Origin of the sequence: Pseudomonas fluorescens (assembly GCF_002837185.1) — a bacterium.
Classification (GTDB): Bacteria; Pseudomonadota; Gammaproteobacteria; order Pseudomonadales; family Pseudomonadaceae; genus Aquipseudomonas; species Aquipseudomonas fluorescens_AM.
Window position 1 is genome coordinate 194,476 of record NZ_KZ477987.1, and the last position, 20,166, is coordinate 214,641.

21 protein-coding genes are annotated in these 20,166 nt (G+C 57.2%); 3 read left to right on the forward strand and 18 right to left on the reverse strand.

The features are described 5' to 3' along the window. Window positions 1–25: 25 nt before the first annotated feature. From CIB54_RS04555 to mnmG, 13 genes are all read right to left on the reverse strand, one after another. Entirely contained in the window at window positions 26–442 is a 417-nt protein-coding gene (locus CIB54_RS04555; RefSeq protein WP_032885166.1) for a F0F1 ATP synthase subunit epsilon, read from the reverse strand. 44 nt (window positions 443–486) lie between these two features. After that, on the reverse strand, window positions 487–1,863 hold the full coding sequence (atpD, locus tag CIB54_RS04560) for a F0F1 ATP synthase subunit beta (RefSeq protein ID WP_065953331.1): 1,377 nt from the start codon (window positions 1,861–1,863) through the stop codon (window positions 487–489). Between the two features lie 27 nt (window positions 1,864–1,890). Continuing rightward, window positions 1,891–2,751, reverse strand: a complete 861-nt coding sequence (gene atpG, locus CIB54_RS04565; protein WP_003195829.1) for a F0F1 ATP synthase subunit gamma — start codon at window positions 2,749–2,751, stop codon at window positions 1,891–1,893. A 50-nt stretch (window positions 2,752–2,801) separates the two neighbouring features. Next, window positions 2,802–4,346, reverse strand: a complete 1,545-nt coding sequence (atpA, locus tag CIB54_RS04570; protein ID WP_065953332.1) for a F0F1 ATP synthase subunit alpha — start codon at window positions 4,344–4,346, stop codon at window positions 2,802–2,804. 21 nt (window positions 4,347–4,367) lie between these two features. Then, the gene (locus CIB54_RS04575) at window positions 4,368–4,904 is read right to left on the reverse strand and encodes a F0F1 ATP synthase subunit delta (RefSeq protein WP_003195833.1); all 537 of its coding nucleotides are present in this window, start codon (window positions 4,902–4,904) and stop codon (window positions 4,368–4,370) included. A 12-nt stretch (window positions 4,905–4,916) separates the two neighbouring features. Continuing rightward, window positions 4,917–5,387, reverse strand: a complete 471-nt coding sequence (locus CIB54_RS04580) for a F0F1 ATP synthase subunit B (RefSeq protein ID WP_034116578.1) — start codon at window positions 5,385–5,387, stop codon at window positions 4,917–4,919. Between the two features lie 56 nt (window positions 5,388–5,443). Next, window positions 5,444–5,701, reverse strand: a complete 258-nt coding sequence (gene atpE, locus CIB54_RS04585) for a F0F1 ATP synthase subunit C (protein ID WP_002555987.1) — start codon at window positions 5,699–5,701, stop codon at window positions 5,444–5,446. A gap of 133 nt (window positions 5,702–5,834) precedes the next feature. Beyond that, window positions 5,835–6,704, reverse strand: a complete 870-nt coding sequence (atpB, locus tag CIB54_RS04590; RefSeq protein WP_057725770.1) for a F0F1 ATP synthase subunit A — start codon at window positions 6,702–6,704, stop codon at window positions 5,835–5,837. Window positions 6,705–6,720: 16 nt separating this feature from the next. Next, on the reverse strand, window positions 6,721–7,128 hold the full coding sequence (locus CIB54_RS04595) for a F0F1 ATP synthase subunit I (protein WP_065886693.1): 408 nt from the start codon (window positions 7,126–7,128) through the stop codon (window positions 6,721–6,723). A gap of 160 nt (window positions 7,129–7,288) precedes the next feature. Beyond that, entirely contained in the window at window positions 7,289–8,161 is an 873-nt protein-coding gene (locus CIB54_RS04600; protein ID WP_065953333.1) for a ParB/RepB/Spo0J family partition protein, read from the reverse strand. 9 nt (window positions 8,162–8,170) lie between these two features. Next, window positions 8,171–8,968, reverse strand: coding sequence for a ParA family protein (locus tag CIB54_RS04605; protein WP_057725767.1), 798 nt, complete (start codon window positions 8,966–8,968; stop codon window positions 8,171–8,173). A gap of 18 nt (window positions 8,969–8,986) precedes the next feature. After that, on the reverse strand, window positions 8,987–9,631 hold the full coding sequence (rsmG, locus tag CIB54_RS04610) for a 16S rRNA (guanine(527)-N(7))-methyltransferase RsmG (protein WP_101218801.1): 645 nt from the start codon (window positions 9,629–9,631) through the stop codon (window positions 8,987–8,989). Next, window positions 9,628–11,520, reverse strand: a complete 1,893-nt coding sequence (gene mnmG / locus CIB54_RS04615) for a tRNA uridine-5-carboxymethylaminomethyl(34) synthesis enzyme MnmG (protein ID WP_065953432.1) — start codon at window positions 11,518–11,520, stop codon at window positions 9,628–9,630. Before mnmG ends, rsmG begins: the two co-directional genes overlap by 4 nt. A 541-nt stretch (window positions 11,521–12,061) precedes the next feature. Between mnmG and CIB54_RS04620 the strand changes: the two genes are divergently transcribed. From CIB54_RS04620 to CIB54_RS04630, 3 genes are all read left to right on the forward strand, one after another. Continuing rightward, on the forward strand, window positions 12,062–12,568 hold the full coding sequence (locus CIB54_RS04620; protein WP_065953335.1) for a sigma-70 family RNA polymerase sigma factor: 507 nt from the start codon (window positions 12,062–12,064) through the stop codon (window positions 12,566–12,568). Then, window positions 12,568–13,512 (forward strand): FecR domain-containing protein, encoded by a 945-nt coding sequence (locus tag CIB54_RS04625; protein ID WP_065953336.1) that lies wholly within the window; start codon window positions 12,568–12,570, stop codon window positions 13,510–13,512. Before CIB54_RS04620 ends, CIB54_RS04625 begins: the two co-directional genes overlap by 1 nt. A 149-nt stretch (window positions 13,513–13,661) precedes the next feature. Beyond that, window positions 13,662–16,034, forward strand: coding sequence for a TonB-dependent siderophore receptor (locus CIB54_RS04630; RefSeq protein WP_420094152.1), 2,373 nt, complete (start codon window positions 13,662–13,664; stop codon window positions 16,032–16,034). 7 nt (window positions 16,035–16,041) lie between these two features. Here CIB54_RS04630 and mnmE read toward each other — a convergent pair whose 3' ends face one another. From mnmE to rpmH, 5 genes are all read right to left on the reverse strand, one after another. Further along, entirely contained in the window at window positions 16,042–17,412 is a 1,371-nt protein-coding gene (gene mnmE, locus CIB54_RS04635) for a tRNA uridine-5-carboxymethylaminomethyl(34) synthesis GTPase MnmE (RefSeq protein ID WP_101218805.1), read from the reverse strand. 79 nt (window positions 17,413–17,491) lie between these two features. Beyond that, the gene (gene yidC, locus CIB54_RS04640) at window positions 17,492–19,174 is read right to left on the reverse strand and encodes a membrane protein insertase YidC (protein ID WP_065894368.1); all 1,683 of its coding nucleotides are present in this window, start codon (window positions 19,172–19,174) and stop codon (window positions 17,492–17,494) included. Between the two features lie 2 nt (window positions 19,175–19,176). Next, window positions 19,177–19,422 (reverse strand): membrane protein insertion efficiency factor YidD, encoded by a 246-nt coding sequence (gene yidD, locus CIB54_RS04645; protein ID WP_019816912.1) that lies wholly within the window; start codon window positions 19,420–19,422, stop codon window positions 19,177–19,179. Next, entirely contained in the window at window positions 19,415–19,822 is a 408-nt protein-coding gene (gene rnpA / locus CIB54_RS04650) for a ribonuclease P protein component (protein WP_020302575.1), read from the reverse strand. The genes yidD and rnpA overlap by 8 nt, the downstream gene beginning before the upstream one ends. A gap of 13 nt (window positions 19,823–19,835) precedes the next feature. Then, window positions 19,836–19,970: a 50S ribosomal protein L34 gene (gene rpmH / locus CIB54_RS04655; protein ID WP_003213577.1), complete on the reverse strand. Its 135-nt coding sequence runs from the start codon at window positions 19,968–19,970 to the stop codon at window positions 19,836–19,838. Window positions 19,971–20,166 lie beyond the last annotated feature (196 nt).

Consider the following 20,166-nt stretch of genomic DNA (forward strand, 5'->3'; position numbering starts at 1 on the left):
GCGTGAAGCGTAACGGCAAAGCCGCTTACTTCTTGCGGATCTGCTGGAGCGTACGCAGCTGCGCTGCAGCTTCGGCCAGACGGACTGCAGCAGCGCTGTAGTCGAAGTCTGCGCCTTTTTCGTTCAGCGCCTTCTCGGCAGCCTTGACGGCTTCCTGAGCGGAGGCTTCATCCAGGTCGCCAGCACGTTGCACAGTATCGGCAAGTACCTTGACCATGTTCGGCTGAACCTCGAGGAAACCACCGGAGATGTAAAACACCTCACGTTCCCCGCCTTGCTTGGTCAGAGTGATCGGACCTGGCTTCAAACTGGTGATCAACGGCGCGTGGCCCATGGCAATACCCAGGTCACCGAGTTCGCCGTGTGCAATCACCATTTCTACCAGACCGGAGAAGATTTCCCCTTCCGCGCTGACGATATCGCAATGGACTGTCATAGCCATCTGATTGCCTCAACCTGATGAGCGCCCGTTTCCGGGCGCCAGGATTACAGTTTCTTGGCTTTCTCGATCGCTTCTTCGATGCCGCCAACCATGTAGAACGCTTGTTCTGGCAGGTGGTCGTAGTCACCGTTGAGGATGCCTTTGAAGCCAGCAATGGTGTCTTTCAGGGAAACGTATTTACCCGAGGCACCGGTGAAGACTTCAGCCACGAAGAACGGCTGCGACAAGAAGCGCTGGATCTTACGAGCACGGTTTACCAACTGCTTGTCGGCTTCCGACAGCTCGTCCATACCCAGGATCGCAATGATGTCCTTCAGTTCCTTGTAACGCTGCAGCACGTACTGAACGCCGCGAGCGGTGTCGTAGTGCTCCTGGCCGATCACGTTCGGGTCCAGCTGGCGCGACGTCGAGTCGAGTGGATCGACCGCTGGGTAGATACCCAGGGAAGCGATGTCACGGGACAGAACGACGGTGGCGTCCAAGTGGGCGAAGGTGGTGGCTGGCGACGGGTCGGTCAAGTCATCCGCAGGTACGTATACCGCCTGGATCGAGGTGATCGAACCTTCCTTGGTCGAAGTGATACGTTCTTGCAGAACGCCCATCTCTTCAGCCAGGGTCGGCTGGTAACCTACTGCCGAAGGCATACGGCCCAGCAGTGCGGATACTTCAGTACCGGCCAGGGTGTAACGGTAGATGTTGTCGACGAACAGCAGAACGTCGTTACCTTCGTCACGGAACTTCTCGGCCATGGTCAGGCCGGTCAGTGCTACGCGCAGACGGTTTCCCGGCGGCTCGTTCATCTGACCGTAAACCAGTGCCACTTTGTCCAGAACGTTGGAGTCCTTCATCTCGTGGTAGAAGTCGTTACCCTCACGGGTACGCTCACCCACACCGGCGAACACGGAATAACCGCTGTGCTCGATGGCGATGTTACGGATCAGTTCCATCATGTTTACGGTCTTGCCTACACCGGCACCACCGAACAGACCGACTTTACCGCCCTTGGCGAACGGGCAAACCAGGTCGATAACCTTGATGCCGGTTTCCAGCAGGTCGTTGCCGCCCGCTTGCTCGGCGAACGAAGGTGCTGCGCGGTGAATGCCCCAGCGCTCTTCGGTGTCGATCGGGCCAGCTTCGTCGATCGGGTTGCCCAGTACATCCATGATCCGGCCCAGGGTCGCTTTACCGACCGGTACGGAGATGGCTGCGCCAGAGTCGATAACGTCCAGACCGCGCTTCAAGCCTTCGGTGGAACCCATCGCAATGGTACGAACTACGCCGTCGCCCAGCTGCTGCTGAACTTCCAGAGTAGTGTCCGCGCCTTGTACTTTCAGCGCGTTGTAGATGCTCGGTACGCTGTCGCGTGGGAATTCCACGTCGATAACGGCGCCGATGATTTGAACGATACGTCCGCTACTCATAGCTGGATCCTCTGAATATTTGAACCGTTAAACCGCGGCAGCGCCGCCGACGATTTCCGAGATCTCTTGGGTGATCGCAGCCTGACGCGCCTTGTTGTAGATCAGCTGCAAATCGCTGATCAGATCACCGGCGTTATCGGTAGCGTTTTTCATCGCGATCATCCGCGCCGCTTGTTCAGCTGCGTTGTTCTCGACCACCGCCTGGTACACCTGCGACTCCACGTAGCGCACCATCAAGCCGTCAAGCAGCTCTTTGGCGTCTGGTTCGTAGAGGTAGTCCCAGTGGTGCTTGAGTTCCTGATCCGGAGTTGCCACCAGTGGAATCAATTGCTCCACGGTTGGCTGCTGGGTCATGGTGTTGATGAACTTGTTGGATACCACGGACAGGCGGTCAATCCGGCCTTCCAGATACGCATCCAGCATCACCTTCACACTGCCGATCAAATCATTGATCGACGGCTCTTCACCCAGGTGGCTGATAGCTGCAACGACGTTACCGCCGAAGTTACGGAAAAAGGCCGCACCCTTGCTACCCACAACACACAGATCGATCTCGACGCCGTTTTCGCGGTTTACCGCCATGTCCTTGACCAGGGCCTTGAACAGGTTGGTATTCAGGCCACCGCACAAACCACGGTCACTGCTCACTACCACATAACCCACGCGCTTGACGGCGCGCTCGATCATGAACGGGTGGCGGTATTCCGGGTTGGCGTTGGCCAGATGCCCAATTACCTGGCGGATACGCTCCGCATAAGGACGGCTAGCAGCCATGCGCATTTGTGCCTTGCGCATTTTGCTGACCGCCACTTTTTCCATGGCGCTGGTAATCTTTTGCGTGCTTTTGATGCTCGCAATCTTACTGCGAATCTCTTTTGCGCCTGCCATGTAACACCTATCAGGTTAGCAAGCGGGAGCCTTGCGGCTCCCGCTGCGGCTTACCAGGTTTGGGTGGCCTTGAACTTCTCGATACCGGCTTTCATGCCAGCGTCGATATCGTCATTGAAGTCACCCTTCACGTTGATCTTCGCCATCAATTCGGCGTGATCGCGGTTGAAGTAAGCAATCAGCGCTTGTTCAAAGCTGCCGACCTTGGTGATTTCAACGTCGGTCAGGAACCCACGCTCAGCGGCATACAGCGACAACGCCATGTCAGCGATCGACATTGGGGCGTATTGCTTCTGCTTCATCAGCTCGGTAACGCGCTGACCATGCTCAAGTTGCTTACGGGTCGCTTCGTCCAGGTCAGAAGCGAACTGGGCGAATGCCGCCAGTTCACGGTACTGAGCCAGAGCGGTACGGATACCACCGGAGAGCTTCTTGATGATCTTGGTCTGAGCGGCACCACCCACACGGGATACCGAAACACCGGCGTTCACTGCAGGGCGGATGCCTGAGTTGAACATGGCCGATTCCAGGAAGATCTGACCGTCGGTGATGGAAATCACGTTGGTCGGAACGAACGCGGAAACGTCGCCAGCCTGGGTTTCGATGATCGGCAATGCGGTCAGGGAACCGGTTTTGCCGGTCACTGCGCCGTTGGTGAACTTCTCTACGTACTCTTCCGAAACGCGGGATGCGCGCTCCAGCAGACGGGAGTGGAGATAGAACACGTCGCCTGGGTAGGCTTCACGGCCTGGTGGACGGCGCAGCAGCAGGGAAATCTGGCGATAAGCCACTGCTTGCTTGGACAGATCGTCATAAACGATCAGCGCGTCTTCACCGCGGTCGCGGAAGAATTCACCCATGGTGCAACCGGAGTACGGTGCCAGGAATTGCAGCGCAGGAGATTCCGAAGCACTGGCAGCCACGATGATCGTGTTGGCCAGGGCGCCGTTTTCTTCCAGCTTGCGAACCACGTTGGCGATGGTCGATTGCTTCTGACCAATGGCTACGTAGACGCAGAAAATGCCGCTGTTCTTCTGGTTGATGATCGCGTCGATGGCCAGAGCGGTTTTACCGATCTGACGGTCACCGATGATCAGCTCACGCTGGCCACGGCCGACTGGGATCATGGCATCGACAGCCTTGTAGCCAGTCTGTACAGGCTGGTCTACCGACTTACGCCAGATCACGCCTGGAGCAACTTTCTCGACCGCGTCGGTCTCGGTGTTGCCCAGTGGACCTTTACCGTCAACAGGGTTACCCAGTGCGTCGACTACGCGACCCAGCAGTTCCTTACCAACCGGAACTTCCAGGATGCGGCCTGTGCACTTGGCGCTCATGCCTTCGGCCAGACTGGTGTATGCGCCCAACACAACGGCACCTACGGAGTCTTGCTCCAGGTTGAGGGCCATACCGTAGACGCCGCCCGGAAACTCGATCATCTCGCCGTACATAACGTCGGCCAGACCGTGAATCCGCACGATGCCGTCAGATACGCTGACGACAGTGCCTTCGTTACGGGCTTGGGAGGTCACATCGAGCTTGTCGATGCGGCCCTTGATAATTTCACTTATTTCGGAAGGATTGAGTTGCTGCATTGCTCTGCTGCCCCTTCAAACTCAAGATTTCAATGCTTCGGCAAGTTTCGCGATTTTTCCGCGAATCGAGCCATCGATAACCAGGTCGCCGGCACGGATAACGACACCACCAATCAGGGATGCGTCCTCCGAAGCTTGCAGGCGCACTTCCCGATTGAGTCGTGCACTGAGAACCTTGGCGAGTTTGTCTTGCTGTTCTTGGTTCAATGCAAAAGCACTGGTCACTTCAACGTCTACCGATTTCTCTGCTTCGGCCTTGTACAGGTCGAACAGAGCGGCAATCTCCGGCAACAGCGGGAGACGGTCGTTTTCGGCAATGACGTGAATGAAGTTCTGCACTTTCACATCAAACTTGTCGCCGCACACTTCAATAAAAGTGGCGGCCTTGTCTGCGCTCGTCAGGCGCGGGGCCTTGAGCACGCGCTGCATGGTGTCGTCTTGCGACACTGCTGCAGCCAGGCCGAGCATGGCTGACCAAGAGGCCAGTTGCTGGTGGGCCTGGGCGTGCTCGAAGGCTGCCTTAGCGTAAGGTCGGGCCAACGTGGTCAGTTCTGCCATGATCGCCCTCGCTTAAATTTCAGCAGCCAGTTTGTCAACCAGCTCCGCGTGCGCGTTTTGATCGATTGTGGCACCGAGGATCTTCTCGGCACCGCCGACCGCCAGAGCACCCAGTTGGGCACGCAGCGCGTCTTTGACACCGTTCAGTTCCTGTTCGATCTCGGCATGAGCCGAAGCCTTCACACGGTCAGCTTCGACGCGGGCTTTTTCAACAGCCTCTTCGACGATCTGGTTACCGCGTTTCTTGGCTTGCTCAATGATCTCGGCTGCCTGTGCTTTAGCTTCGCGCAGTTGCTGACCCACTTTCTCGTGGGCCAACTCCAGGTCGCGAGCTGCACGGCTGGCAGCGTCCAAACCATCCGCGATCTTCTTCTGACGTTCGTGCAAAGCCGCGATGACCGGAGGCCACACGAACTTCATGCAAAACACTACAAAAATGAAGAACGCAACGGATTGGCCAATCAGGGTTGCATTAATGTTCACGCCAACACCTCGCTCATTCGTTGTCCATCACCCCAATCACTCGAAAAGTCGAGTGATTAGCCAGCGAGTTGACCAACGAAGGGGTTCGCGAAGGTGAAGAACAGTGCGATACCAACGCCGATCATGGTCACGGCGTCGAGCAGGCCGGCAACGATGAACATTTTAACTTGCAGCATTGGCACCATTTCTGGCTGACGCGCTGCGCCTTCCAGGAATTTGCCGCCCAGCAGGCCGAAACCAATGGCAGTACCCAGGGCGCCCAGGCCGATCAACAGTGCAACAGCGATAGCGGTTAGACCAACTACAGTTTCCATCTTTCCTCCCGACTTTTACGTCGTATGGTTTAGGTTTTTTAGATTTTAAAGCGGTAAAACAAATCGTTTCATAGCCCTGGAGGGCCACCTTCCCGTTTGACCGGGAAGGACATCAGACTAGTCGAGACTGGTCTTAATGGTTCTCTTCGTGCGCCATCGACAGGTAGACGATGGTCAGCATCATGAAGATGAAGGCCTGCAGGGTGATGATCAGGATGTGGAACACAGCCCACGCCCACTGCAGAACGATGCCCAGGCCGCTAAGCCAGAGCAGACCGCTGCCGAACATCACAGCGATCAGAATGAACACCAGCTCGCCGGCATACATGTTGCCGAACAGTCGCAAGGCCAGGGAAATCGGCTTGGCGACCAGGGTCACGAATTCCAGCAGGAAGTTCACCGGGATCAGCAGGGCTTGAACGAAAATGTTCTTGCTGCCGAACGGGTGCAGGGTCAGTTCGCCGATGAAACCGCCGATGCCCTTGACCTTGATGCTGTAGAAAATGATCAACGCGAACACCGACAGGGCCATGCCCAGGGTCGCGTTCGGGTCAGTGGTCGATACGGCACGGAATGGAATGTGCGCATCGCCGGAGATCAGGATGGCCAACTGAGGAATCCAGTCCACCGGGATCAGGTCGACGGCGTTCATCAGGAACACCCAGACGAAGATGGTCAGTGCCAGCGGTGCAATCACCGGGCTGCGGCCATGGAAGCTGTCTTTCACGCTGCCATCGACGAATTCGACCAATACTTCAACGAAGTTCTGCAAAGCACCTGGCTGACCGGAAGTCGCCTTTTTTGCCGCCATGCGGAAAATCAGGACGAAGATCAGACCCAATGCGACCGACCAGCCCAGAGTATCCAGGTGGAAGGCCCAGAAACCCATTTCCTTGGCTTCTGCTGCGGTGTGGGCAAAGCCCCAGCCGCCGTTGGGAAGCTGACCGAAGGTCAGGTTCTGCAAGTGGTGCTGGATATAGCCCGAAGCGGTTGTTTCTGCCATGGTTGCCTCAAACGCCCTAAGGTTTCGAAAGTCTTGTTTTCATTAGCAGGGGAGCGAACCAGCTGACCAATTGGGTCAACACGAAGACGCCGAATACAGCCAGCGGCGCCAATGGTTTCACACCTGCAAAGGTCAGTGCGAACAGCACTGCCGTCAAAATCAGTTTCCCCGCCTCGCCGGCATAAAAAGACCGGACGATGGCCTGGGCTGCTCGGGCGCCGGAAAACCGAAAGGCCCTGTGAGCAAAATACATATTGGGCAGCAAGGCTATCAGGCCTCCGCAGAGTCCTGAATATCCGGCTACGACGCCATGCCAGTACCAAAGCGCCAATGCAGCGATCAGCAAAACGACAAGTTGCGCCAATAAAACCGGAAAAACAGCCAAGCGATGGAACGGCAACGTGTTTGGCGTGCGGGTTTCCATCACGCTTGCTCCTCAATGGTCGGCTGCCGGAAATCAATAACTTGGCATACTTTGTGCCGACAAAATGCGCGCAGAGTATAGGGGCGGTTCAGCCCCTATTCAACTGCCGGGTAGTGATTTCCGATCACGCGCTACATGAGCAAATGTTTCTGCGAATGTTTCAACGGATGTGGGAAAGGACGCCTTGAAGCTCATCAAGGGAGTTATATCCGATAACCAATTGCCCTTTGCCTTTCTTGCCGTGGCGAATTTGCACCGCAGAGCCTAGGCGCTCGGCGAGGCGCTGCTCAAGGCGCGCGATATCCGGATCAGGTTTGACGGTTTCGACCGGTGCAGGTTTGCCACTCAACCATTGGCGAACCAAGGCTTCCGTCTGACGAACGGTGAGCCCGCGTGCGACAACGTGTCGCGCCCCTTCAACCTGTTGATTTTCCGGCAAACCGAGCAAAGCACGGGCGTGTCCCATTTCCAGGTCACCGTGGGACAACATGGTCTTGATGACTTCCGGCAGCGCGATCAAGCGCAGCAAGTTGGACACGGTGACGCGGGATTTGCCCACCGCCTCGGCCACTTGTTGCTGAGTCAGCTGGAATTCCTGCTGCAAACGCTGCAAGGCGATCGCTTCTTCGATCGGGTTGAGGTCTTCACGCTGGATATTCTCGATCAATGCCATGGCGATGGCGGTTTCATCCGGCACATCGCGCACCATCGCCGGGATGGTTTCCTTGCCGGCCTGTTGGCTGGCGCGCCAGCGACGCTCACCGGCAATGATTTCAAAGCGGCCACTGCCAATCGGGCGCACCACGATCGGTTGCATCACGCCCTGGGCCTTGATCGAGTTGGCCAGCTCTTCCAGAGCCTGCGGGTCCATGTCGCGACGTGGCTGGTATTTACCGCGCTGGATCAGGTCCAGCGGCAAGTGCTGCAGCTCACGCTCGTCGGCCTGCACCGCTTGTTCTTCCAGCGAAGTGACGGTCGGACCACTCAGGAGTGCATCCAGTCCACGTCCGAGACCTCGTTTTTTGACGGCCATGGGGATTCCTTAAGTTGGCTGGGCTGCAGCGGTGCGTGAATTGCGACGTTGGCGACGCACCATCTCACCGGCCAGCGCCAGGTAGGCAATGGCGCCACGGGATGATTTGTCGTAGGCCAGCGCCGGCATGCCATAGCTTGGCGCCTCGGCCAGGCGAATGTTGCGTGGAATCACTGTGTCGTAGAGCTGGTCGCCGAAATGCTCTTTGAGCTGCGCCGAGACATCGTTCATCAGGCTCAAGCGCGGGTCATACATGGTCCGCAGCAGGCCTTCGACTTTCAGGTTCGGGTTGAGCAATTCGGCAATACGCTTGATGTTATCCACAAGGTCGCTCAAGCCTTCGAGTGCGAAATACTCGCACTGCATGGGGATAATCACCCCATCGGCGGCAACCAGAGCGTTGAGCGTGAGCATTGACAGCGACGGCGGGCAGTCGATCAGGATGTAGTCGTAATTCTCGCGGATAGGCGCCAGGGCGCTGCGCAGACGGCTTTCCTTCATCTGCATTTCCAGCAGTACCACTTCCGCCGCAGTCAGATCGCGGTTGGCCGGCAGCAGTTGATAACCGCCGTGCTCGGAGTAGTGCATGGCCTGGCCCAGGTCACACTCGCCGATCAGCAAGTCGTAGACCGAGTTTTCCAGGCCGTGTTTATCCACACCGCTACCCATGGTGGCGTTGCCCTGTGGATCGAGATCGATCAACAGCACCCGGCGCTTGGTCGCGACCAGGGATGCTGCGAGGTTGATGCAGGTGGTGGTTTTACCCACGCCACCTTTCTGGTTCGCTATCGCGAATACCTTAGCCATTCTTGCTTGTGTTCCCAATCATGCCGTGCGGCGCAGTATCAGCAGATGGCGTTGGCCTTGGCAACCGGGTACGGCCAAGGCGTGTTCGCTATCGAGGTGGAAGTCTGCCGGCAATGCTAACAGCTCGTCGCTTGGATGGACGCCCTTCATTGCCAGCCAGCGGGTGTCGTGGTCGCCCAGGTGGCGAGTCCAGTTGCTGAAGTTCTCCATGCTGCTGAACGCCCGGGAAACAATTCCGTTGAAGGGCTGCTCAGGCGTAAAGGCTTCGACGCGACTGTGGACAACTTGCAGGTTGTCCAGCTTGAGTTCGAGTTTGACCTGGGTCAGGAAGCGGGTTTTTTTGCCGTTGCTGTCCAGACAGGTCACTTGCGACTCGGGAAACAGGATGGCCAGTGGAATGCCAGGCATGCCGCCGCCGCTGCCGACGTCCAACCAGCGACCGTTTTCGATAAACGGCATTACGCTCAAGCTGTCGAGCAGATGGCGCGACACCATTTCGTCCGGATCGCGCACTGCGGTCAGGTTGTAGGACTTGTTCCATTTGATCAACAGGGCCAGGTAGCCCATCAGCAAAGCGTGCTGGGCTTCAGTCAGGTCGACGCCCAACTGGCGCGCACCTGTGGATAACTCTTCGGCGTGTTGCGTGGTGACCAACGAACTCAAGCGCTTTGCTCCAACTGACGGCCCGCGCCGCGTTTTTTCAAATGAATCATCAACAGCGAAATAGCTGCCGGAGTGACGCCAGGTATACGCGAAGCCTGCCCGAGGGTTTCCGGCCGAGTTATCCCCAGCTTGCTTTGGATTTCCTTCGACAGTCCGGAAATCCCTGTGTAATCGATATCCACAGGCAGCTTGGTGTTTTCACTGGCGCGCAGGCGAGCGATCTCGTCCTGCTGGCGATCAATGTAACCGGCGTATTTGGTCTTGATTTCCACCTGTTCCGCAACCTGTGGATCTTGCGCGCCGCCGCCGGTCACTTCGACCAGGCCAGCGTAATCAATCTCTGGACGGGACAGCAGGTTCAGCAAGTTGTACTCGTGGGTCAGCGGCGTGCCGAATTTTTCGGCGATCGCATCACCCTGTTCAGTGCCCGGACGAACCCAGGTGCTTTTCAGGCGCTGCTCTTCGAGCGTGATGCTCTCGCGTTTTTTGCAAAAGGCCGCCCAGCGCGCGTCATCGACCAGACCCAACTCGCGACCTTTTTCGGTCAAGCGCAGATCGGCGTTGTCTTCGCGCAGGATCAGGCGATATTCGGCCCTGGACGTGAACATCCGGTACGGTTCCTGGGTGCCCAGGGTAATCAGGTCGTCGACCAACACGCCGATATACGCTTCATCGCGACGCGGGCACCAGCTGTCTTTGCCTTGGGCACGCAGTGCAGCGTTGGTACCGGCCAGCAAACCCTGGGCGCCGGCTTCTTCGTAACCGGTGGTGCCGTTGATTTGCCCGGCGAAGAACAAACCGCCGATCACCTTGGTTTCCAGGCTGTATTTCAAGTCACGTGGATCGAAATAGTCGTACTCGATGGCGTAGCCAGGGCGGACGATATGGGCATTTTCCATCCCGCGAATCGATTGCACGATCTGGATTTGCACGTCGAACGGCAGGGAAGTGGAAATCCCGTTCGGGTACAGCTCGTGAGTCGTCAAGCCTTCGGGCTCGATAAAGACCTGGTGGCTTTCCTTGTCGGCAAAGCGATGGATCTTGTCTTCAATCGAGGGGCAATAACGCGGGCCGATACCTTCGATCACCCCGGAATACATCGGCGAACGGTCGAGGTTCGCGGCAATGATTTCGTGGGTACGGGCGTTGGTATGGGTGATCCAGCAGCTTACCTGTCTGGGGTGCTGTTCCTTGGAACCCATGAACGACATGACCGGAATCGGCGTATCACCGGCCTGTTCGGTCATTACCGAAAAATCTACAGAACGTCCGTCGATACGCGGCGGAGTCCCGGTTTTCAAGCGGCCCACACGCAGCGGCAATTCACGCAGACGGTGTGCCAGGGCAATCGACGGCGGATCACCGGCGCGACCACCGGAATAATTCTGCATGCCGATGTGGATAAGTCCGCCAAGGAAGGTCCCGGTAGTCAACACCACGGATTCTGCAAAGAAGCGCAGACCCATTTGCGTGACAACGCCGCGTACCTGGTCCTGCTCGACGATCAGGTCGTCTGCGGCCTGTTGAAATATCCACAGGTTTGGCTGGTTTTCCAGAGTTTCACGTACGGCGGCCTTGTACAGAATACGGTCGGCTTGTGCACGAGTGGCCCGTACGGCCGGGCCTTTGCGGCTGTTGAGCACGCGAAATTGGATACCACCCTTGTCTGTGGCCATGGCCATCACGCCGCCAAGGGCATCGATTTCCTTGACCAGGTGGCTTTTGCCGATGCCACCAATGGCGGGGTTGCAACTCATGGCGCCGAGGGTTTCCACGTTATGCGTCAGCAGCAGGGTTTTTACGCCCATGCGTGCTGACGCCAGTGCTGCCTCGGTACCGGCATGACCGCCGCCGATGACGATCACTTCAAAACGGGAAGGGAAATCCACCACGCACCTCGTGCCTGCTTATGTAGGTAATCAGGAATTGTTGGTTGAAAGAGTTTTGCAGCTTATGGCGGCAAGTATAGGGACTTCGCCCTTCCTAAAGAACCCTTTGCACAAAATTTAACCAGCTGTGGATGGATCACGGACAATAGAAATTAAAAGAGAGAAATTTATTAAATCTTTGTTTTTATGTTTATTTCTACTGGGCACCTTTTCTGTGGATAGATTTATGCAGGCCTTTATCTACGTCGTGTACAGGGATTCAAAAGTCTGTGGTCATGTGCCAATGAGGGGCTTGGATAAGTGCTTTAAGCCTGTGGATTAAACAGGTGGTTATCCACAGACCGGTTTTTACTCAGGTTTCAAGCGTGGTTATCAACCGGGCACAAGGGCGGTTATTCACAGGGCTTAATCCACAGAAAAGGCTGATTCACTATCGACCAGCCCATGGATTCAGCGCAGATTCGAGGTCAAGACGGCTATTGTGGGAAGACACGAGGGCAGTTAATAATAGCGATTATCATTAACCTACCTCGTCGCGCCTATGTCCCCTCCTTCACACACGACAGCTGTGCAGCGCATCTATGAGCAACACCATTCGTGGTTGCACGGGTGGCTCAAAGGCAAATTGCATAACGCCTGCGATGCGGCCGATGTGGCCCACGATACGTTCGTGCGTATCCTGGGTGGACGCGACGCCGTGCAGATCCTCGAGCCACGGGATTATCTGGCGACCATTGCAAGGGGCCTGGTGATTGATCGCTATCGCCGGCACGCCATTGAGCAGGCTTATAAGCAAAGCTTGGCCGAGCGTCCCGAAGCCACCGCCATCAGTGAAGAAGACAAGGCAATCATTATCGAAACCCTGGTGGCTGTGGATAAAGCACTGTGCAGCTTGGGCGAGCGTGCTCGACGGATTTTCATGCTGTCGCAGATCGAGGGTCTGACTTATCAACAGATCGCCGATCAACTGCGCGTGTCATTGACCACAGTGAAGAAGCACATGGTCCGCGCGTTGACCGAGTGTTCGCTGATCATGGCCAGCCTCTAATGCCCGCCCCCGATCGCAAGACATTCGAGGCGGCCGCCAGTTGGTATGTGCAGTTCCAGGCGCAATCGCCGACGCCGGCCGATCGACTGGCCTGGCAACAATGGCTCAATGGCGACCCTTCCCATCAGGCGGCGTGGAACCAGTTGGAGCAATTGCAGCGCAGCCTCGGCGCCCTGCCCCAGGACTTCACACGCCGCGCATTGACCAGCACGCAGAAACGCCGCCAGGTGCTCAAGTGGATGCTGGTACTGGGCGGCAGCGGGTATCTGGGCTGGAATGTTCAACAACACACGTCCGTGGGTAACGTATGGGCCGACTACCGCACGCCTGTGGGTAAACATCGAAGGATCGAACTGGCCGACGGCACTCAGGTTGATCTCAACACCAGCACAGCCATTGATGTGATGTTCGACTCGCGCCAACGCTTGATTCGCCTGCGTGAAGGTGAAGTACTTATCCACAGTGGCAAACGTGGCGCCAACACGCCCTTGTATGTGGAGACTCGCCACGGTCGGGTTCAGGCACTGGGTACTCGGTTTACTGTTCGCCAATTGCCGGATTTCACCCGGGTCGGTGTGCTGGAAGATCGGGTCAATTTGTCCCCAGGCGATCAACCCGACCACAACAAGACCCTCGGAGCTGGGGAAAGCGCTGATTTTGATCGACACACGATTAGCCTCACCCAGCGATATGGCGTGGCGCAAGCCGCCTGGGCGGACGGTCAATTGATCGTGCTCGATGCCAGACTCGGCGATGTCATCGATGAGTTGGCGCGCTATCGACCGGGCATGCTGCACTGTGACCAGGCTTCGGCTCGACTGCGCGTTTCCGGTGCGTTCCGTCTGGACTCGACCGACGCGGTACTGGCCAACCTGCAAGCGACCCTGCCGATCCAGGTGAAGTACTTCACGCGCTACTGGGTGTCGGTCAGCCGAATCGGTTGATGAAAAAAATAACCTCAGGGGGTTATCTTTTTTTTATCACGCACGGCCCTTCAGGTAATCACGACGCTACCCTCAGGGCTTACCCATCTATGCGCCTTTCCATCCAGCTACGTCAGCGACTCTCCTGCCATGCCATCACCTACGGCCTGATGCTTGCCAGCATGGGCGGTACCTTGTTATCCACAGGGGTCATGGCCGCCAGCACCACCCAGCACTACGTTATCGCAGCCGGTCCTCTGGACAGTGCCTTGAGCCAGTTTGCCGCCAGGGCCAATGTGATCCTGTCCTTCTCGCCACAACAGACTTCACGGCTGACCACCTCCGGACTCAATGGTGATTATTCGGTGGATCAAGGTTTTGCCCTGCTGCTGCAGAATTCCGGGTTGCAAGCCGTCGTCCAGGCCCCCGGCAGCTATGGATTGCAAGCAGTCCCTACGGGCCAGCTCACGCTTGCACCCACCACCGTCAGTGCTTATCAACCGGATGGCTTCAATCAGGACATAGCAGGGGATGCGGGCTACAAGGCGCAGAATAGCCGGGTCGGCACCAAAACCAGTACGCCTCTGTCGCAGACACCCCGTTCGGTATCGGTGGTGACCGGGCAACGTATAAAGGATCAGAAATCGCAGACACTGACCGAAGTGCTGGGGTACGTCCCCGGCATCTTCGCGCCGCCTTTTGCCGCGGGCGACGGGCTGGCGGGCGATCTATTCTTTATTCGAGGCTTCAACGCCACGGACTACGGTTACGGCCTGCTGAGAGACGGTCTACGTGTGCAAGGCAATCGTTACGACACCACCAGCGAGCCGTATGGCCTGGAGCGGGTCGAAGTGTTTCGCGGTCCTTCTTCACTGCTCTACGGTGAAAATGCCCCGGGCGGGTTGGTCAACCTGGTGAGCAAACATCCGACCGCCAACCCGCGAGGCGAGGTGCAATTGGGCTATGGCTCGAACAACCGGCGCCAGCTGGGTGTGGATATCTCCGGCCCGCTCAATGACAGCGAGAATATTCTCGGCCGCTTAGTGATGCTGGGCCGCAAATCCGACACCCAGACCGACCATGTCCCGGATGATCGTGTTTACATCGCCCCTTCCCTGACCCTGAATTTCGACGACTACAACACCCTGACCCTCTTGGCCAACTACCAGAAGGATCACACCAACCTGGAACTCGGCCTGCCAGCTGCAGGCACTTTGCTTACTAATCCCAACGGTAAACTGTCCAAGCACACCATGCTCGGCGACCCGGATTGGAATACCTTTGAGCGCGAAGCCTGGAGCACCGGTTACGAGTTCAGCCACAGCTTCAACGACGACTGGCAGTTCCGCCAGAATTCCCGGTACATGCAGTCACGCATCAACCGCCATGAAACCTGGCCGAGCGCACTGAATAATCGGGGCTTCGGTACTCAGCTGAACATGACCGCCTACGACCGCTACAACAAATCCATGGTTTATTCCCTGGATAACCAGCTCGAGGGCAAATTCGATATCGGCGCACTGGAAAACACCGTGTTGTTCGGCGCCAGTTATGACCGCACGTCGTTCAACCAGGATTGGGACGCCGGTTTCGCCGGTACCATCAATGTGTATAACCCGGTGTACCTGCGCGATCCGCTCACGCCGATCGCGGTGCAGAACACCTTGCTCGAACAGCAGATGAAAGGCGCATACGCCCAGATCCAGAGCAAGTATGACCACTGGCTGTTCCTGCTCGGGGGCCGGCAGGACTGGGTCGACAGCGATTTTCGCGACAAGGTCAACAAGGCCAGCAACACCGGCAGTCAAGACCGCAAGTTCACCTATCAAGGTGGCGTGATGTACCAGTTCGATAACGGCCTCACGCCGTATGTCAGCTATTCCACGGCATTCGTTCCGGTTCAGCAGATTTCCAACGCTGGCTCCCCGTTGAAACCCATCACCAGCAGCCAATATGAAGCGGGTGTGAAGTACGAGCCGAGCGGCTGGGACACGGCGATGACGCTGTCGGTGTATGACTTGCGCAAACAGGACGACACTTACCTGGATGCCACCACCAACAGCTATAGGCAGGTGGGTGAGAGCCGCGCCAAGGGCGTGGAAGTTGAAGTCAACAGCAACCTTACGCCCAACCTGAATGTGACGGCGGCCTATACCTACACTGACGCGCGGATTACCAAGGATTCCGCCACTTCCCTGGTTGAAGGACGCCAGATGACCGGTGTTCCTCGCAATCAGGCTTCGGTATGGAGCAAATACCGCTTCCTGGAGGGTCAACTCAAGGGCCTGTCTGTGGGGGGAGGCGTGCGCTATTTCGACAGCACCTTTTCCTATACGGCGCCTACGCTGTACGGGAAGTTGGATGCAGGCAGTGTCACGTTGGTGGATGCCGTGGTGGGGTATCAGATCGACCCGCACTGGTCAGTGGATCTGAACGCCAAGAACCTGTTCGACAAGGAGTATGTGTCTGGTTGCAACGATGCGGGGCGCTGCTATTGGGGTGACAGCCGCACCCTGTTGGGCACGGTGTCCTACAACTGGTAAAACCTGGCTATTTGCCGATACAAAAGCTGGAAAAGATTCGGCCGAGCAGGTCATCCGAGCTGAATGCGCCGGTAATCTCACCTAACAGCTGCTGCGCCTGACGCAAATCCTCAGCCAGCAGCTCCCCGGCGCCCGCCAGGGTCAGCTGTGCCCGCCCGTGCTCCAACGCCGCGCTGGCATGGCGAAGCGCCTCCAGATGCCTGCGGCGTGCACTGAAGCTGCTTTCCGAGGTCTGCTCGTAGCCCATGCAGGCCTTGAGATGGTCACGTAGCAACTCCAGGCCCTCACCTGCCGATCTGGCACTCAGGCTGATAGTCACATGGCCATCCTCGCTGGTTTCCATCGCAATGGCTTCACCGGTCAGGTCGGCCTTGTTACGGATCAGGGTCACTTTGGCCGGGTCTGGCCGTTGCTCGAGGAATTCCGGCCACAACGCAAAAGGATCCACCGCCTCGGGGGCGGTGGCGTCCACCACCAACAAGACACGATCGGCTTCGCCGATGGCTTTGAGCGCGCGTTCTACGCCAATTTTCTCCACTTGGTCGTCGGTGTCGCGCAACCCTGCCGTATCGACCACGTGCAACGGCATGCCATCGATGTGGATATGTTCGCGCAGGATGTCGCGGGTGGTACCGGCAATTTCGGTAACGATGGCCGCTTCGCGCCCCGCCAATGCATTAAGCAGGCTGGACTTGCCGGCATTGGGTCGCCCCGCGATCACCACGGTCATGCCGTCACGCAGCAATGCACCCTGCCCGGCTTCGCGCAACACTGTGGATAACTCATCGCGGACCTTGTCCAGCATCGCGAGGACATGGCCATCAGCCAGGAAATCAATTTCCTCTTCGGGAAAATCAATGGCCGCCTCGACATAGATACGCAGGCTGATCAACTGCTCGGTCAAGTTATGCACACGCAGGGAAAACGCCCCCTGCAACGAACGCAATGCGTTACGTGCAGCTTGTGCAGAACTGGCCTCGATCAGGTCGGCAATGGCTTCGGCCTGGGCCAGGTCGAGTTTGTCGTTGAGGAATGCGCGCTCGCTGAACTCACCCGGACGGGCCAGGCGGCAGCCCAATTGCAGGCAACGCTGCAGCAACATGTCCAGGACAACCGGACCACCATGGCCCTGCAGTTCCAGTACATCTTCACCCGTGAAAGAGTTTGGTCCCGGAAAGTAAAGAGCCAAGCCTTCGTCCAGCACACTTTCGTCCGCATCCAGAAACGGGCCGTAATGGGCGAACCGCGGCTTCAACTCCCGTCCACTGATCGCCTTGGCGGCCGCGCCGGCGAGCGGCCCGGAAATTCGAACGATACCGACGCCGCCGCGACCTTGAGCGGTCGCGACAGCTGCGATGGTTTCACGGGGAGCGCTCATCAGCAGGTTCCAGAATTAAAGTGTCGGAAAGCAAAACGCCCCACGAGGGGGCGTCTTGAGTGGTTATCCACAGAGTAAATTACGCCTCGGCTTTTTTGGTAGCCGCTTCGATTTTACGTGTGATGTACCACTGTTGGGAGATCGACAACACGTTGTTGACTACCCAGTACAGTACCAGGCCCGCTGGGAACCACAGGAAGAAGAAGGTGAAGATGATTGGCATCATTTTCATTACCTTGGCCTGCATCGGGTCCGGCGGCGTCGGGTTCAGACGCTGCTGGATAAACATGGTTGCGCCCATGATGATCGGCAGGATAAAGAACGGGTCCTTGATCGACAGGTCGGTTATCCACAGCATGAACGGCGCCTGGCGCATTTCCACGCTTTCCAGGAGTACCCAGTAAAGCGACAGGAATACCGGCATCTGTACCAGAATCGGCAAGCATCCACCCAGCGGGTTGATCTTCTCTTTCTTGTACAGCTCCATCATGGCCTGCGACATTTTCTGCCGGTCGTCACCATGTTGTTCTTTCAGAGCAGCCAGTTTCGGCGCCACGGCACGCATGCGCGCCATCGACTTGTAGCTGGCGGCCGACAGCGGGAAGAAGATCCCCTTGATCAGCATGGTCAGGAAGATGATCGACCAGCCCCAGTTACCGACGATGCTGTGGATATGTTGCAGCAGCCAGAAAATCGGCTGGGCAATGAACCACAGGAAGCCGTAATCCACAGTCAGTTCCAGGCCTGGGGACAACTCTTTCAGTACCGCCTGGCTCTTCGGGCCGGCATACAGGGTAGCGCTGGTTTCTGCCTTGGCGCCTGGTGCGACGGTCAATGCCGGGCCAGTAAAACCAATGATGTAGTTGCCCTGGCTGTCCTTGCGGGTTTGAACCAGGTTCGCTTCACCCTTGTTCGGGATCCACGCGGTCACGAAGTAGTGCTGCAGCCACGCTACCCAGCCACCTTGAACGGTTTCTTTCAGCGCGCCCTTGTCGATATCTTTCATCGACACTTTTTTGTAGGGCTCGTTACTTGTCCACAGGGCGGCGCCCAGGTAAGTCGCGGTGCCGGTGGCGGTGCTGGAAGAAGGGTCGGAGCTGGCGTCACGCTTGAGCTGGGCAAACAGGTTGCCGCTCCAGGCTTTGTCACTGGTGTTGTCGATCAGGTACGTGACCTTCAAATCGTACAAACCACGCGTGAAGCTGAAACGCTTGATGTAATTGACGCCGTCGAGGCTGAATTTCAGGTCGACGTTCAACTGGTTCTGGCCATCAGCCAGTTGATAGCTCTTCTGCTCGGTCGAATAAATCGGACGACCGGTAGCTCGCGCATCCGGACCATTGGTGCCGGTCAGGCCGCTTTGCGCCAGATAGGTGCGTTCACCGCCGTTATCGAACAGCTGGAACGGAACATCCGGGTGGTCTTGGCGACGTGGATAAAGCGGCAGCTTCAGCTGTGCGATATCACCGCCCTGCGGGTCGATCGCCAGGTCGAGCACATCCGTTTTAACGTGGATGAGGTCTTTGTTGGTGACCACTGGCGTTTCTAACGGGGCACTTGTCTCGCCATTCGCGCTGGGAACATCGGCACTCGCGGACGCATTGTTACCCAGCGGGGTGTCCGGGATAGCCGGCGCAGCCTGATTGGTAGCAACATTCTGAGTCGGCAGGGCAGCCTGACCATAATCCTGGTTCCATTTAAGGACCATGACATAGGACACGATTGCCAGGGCGACGATCAGGATTGTGCGTTTAATATCCATGATTACTCGGCCATCGAAGAAGAACGGGAGGTAGGGATAGGTGGAACCGGGTCATAACCACCGGGATTCCACGGATGACAGCGACCTAAACGACGAAAGGTCAGCCAGCCACCGCGCAGAAGACCATGATTTTCTATGGCCTCTAACGCGTAGCAGGAACAACTGGGGTAGAAACGACAGTGGCTGGCCATCAGAGGACTAATGGCATAGCGATAAAACTGGATCGGAACGATTGCCAGTTTACGCATCAAGGCTGTCTACCCCTACAGTTTCGGTGCTGACTGCTGGTGCTGGTTTGTGGGTACGCGCCAGACGTTTCCAGAGCTTGCCGAAATGCTGAATCAATTCGGGGTTTTCTACATCCCCCAAGCCTTTGCGCGCGACGATAACAATATCCCAACCAACCAGAGTGTCCTGGTGGAGGCGAAACGATTCGCGCATCAGACGCTTGAGGCGATTGCGCTCAACGGAGAGCTTTACGCTCTTCTTGCCGATCACCAACCCGAGACGGGGGTGATCAAGATCGTTGTTACGCGCAAGGAGCAGGAGATTTTTCCCCGGAACCTTGCCGGTGGGGGAGTCAAAGACTGCCTTGAAGTGCCGGGGGGTTAGCAGACGCTTTTCCCGACTGAAGTCCTGACTCACCACCAGTACCGGATTATCAAACTGCCAGACGCGCACGACCTTTGGCGCGGCGACGCGACAGGACAGCACGGCCGTTCTTGGTAGCCATGCGAGCACGGAAGCCGTGAGTACGGGCGCGTTTGATGGTGCTTGGTTGGAAAGTACGTTTCATGGCGTTGTTACCTGGTTCGTCCACAACGGGCCGGAATGGCCCCCGTTTTAAGAGACCGGCGATTCTAGAGAAAGCAAGCCTCTAGGTCAATTTCCAACCAGCTTTTCCTTCAATTAGATATCTGGAGGCCACCTCCCCCTTTCCATCCGCCTGACTTCCACGAGGAGTGACTAGATATAAAAATAAAAAAGGAAGT

What these genes read in the sequence shown, in the direction of transcription:
- CIB54_RS04555 (WP_032885166.1), bottom strand. Translation starts at nt 442, where the DNA reads ATGGCTATGACAGTCCATTGCGATATCGTCAGCGCGGAAGGGGAAATC.
- atpD (WP_065953331.1), bottom strand. Translation starts at nt 1,863, where the DNA reads ATGAGTAGCGGACGTATCGTTCAAATCATCGGCGCCGTTATCGACGTG.
- atpG (WP_003195829.1), bottom strand. Translation starts at nt 2,751, where the DNA reads ATGGCAGGCGCAAAAGAGATTCGCAGTAAGATTGCGAGCATCAAAAGC.
- atpA (WP_065953332.1), bottom strand. Translation starts at nt 4,346, where the DNA reads ATGCAGCAACTCAATCCTTCCGAAATAAGTGAAATTATCAAGGGCCGC.
- CIB54_RS04575 (WP_003195833.1), bottom strand. Translation starts at nt 4,904, where the DNA reads ATGGCAGAACTGACCACGTTGGCCCGACCTTACGCTAAGGCAGCCTTC.
- atpE (WP_002555987.1), bottom strand. Translation starts at nt 5,701, where the DNA reads ATGGAAACTGTAGTTGGTCTAACCGCTATCGCTGTTGCACTGTTGATC.
- atpB (WP_057725770.1), bottom strand. Translation starts at nt 6,704, where the DNA reads ATGGCAGAAACAACCGCTTCGGGCTATATCCAGCACCACTTGCAGAAC.
- CIB54_RS04595 (WP_065886693.1), bottom strand. Translation starts at nt 7,128, where the DNA reads ATGGAAACCCGCACGCCAAACACGTTGCCGTTCCATCGCTTGGCTGTT.
- CIB54_RS04600 (WP_065953333.1), bottom strand. Translation starts at nt 8,161, where the DNA reads ATGGCCGTCAAAAAACGAGGTCTCGGACGTGGACTGGATGCACTCCTG.
- CIB54_RS04605 (WP_057725767.1), bottom strand. Translation starts at nt 8,968, where the DNA reads ATGGCTAAGGTATTCGCGATAGCGAACCAGAAAGGTGGCGTGGGTAAA.
- CIB54_RS04620 (WP_065953335.1), top strand. Translation starts at nt 12,062, where the DNA reads ATGTCCCCTCCTTCACACACGACAGCTGTGCAGCGCATCTATGAGCAA.
- CIB54_RS04625 (WP_065953336.1), top strand. Translation starts at nt 12,568, where the DNA reads ATGCCCGCCCCCGATCGCAAGACATTCGAGGCGGCCGCCAGTTGGTAT.
- CIB54_RS04630 (WP_420094152.1), top strand. Translation starts at nt 13,662, where the DNA reads ATGCTTGCCAGCATGGGCGGTACCTTGTTATCCACAGGGGTCATGGCC.
- mnmE (WP_101218805.1), bottom strand. Translation starts at nt 17,412, where the DNA reads ATGAGCGCTCCCCGTGAAACCATCGCAGCTGTCGCGACCGCTCAAGGT.
- yidC (WP_065894368.1), bottom strand. Translation starts at nt 19,174, where the DNA reads ATGGATATTAAACGCACAATCCTGATCGTCGCCCTGGCAATCGTGTCC.
- yidD (WP_019816912.1), bottom strand. Translation starts at nt 19,422, where the DNA reads ATGCGTAAACTGGCAATCGTTCCGATCCAGTTTTATCGCTATGCCATT.
- rpmH (WP_003213577.1), bottom strand. Translation starts at nt 19,970, where the DNA reads ATGAAACGTACTTTCCAACCAAGCACCATCAAACGCGCCCGTACTCAC.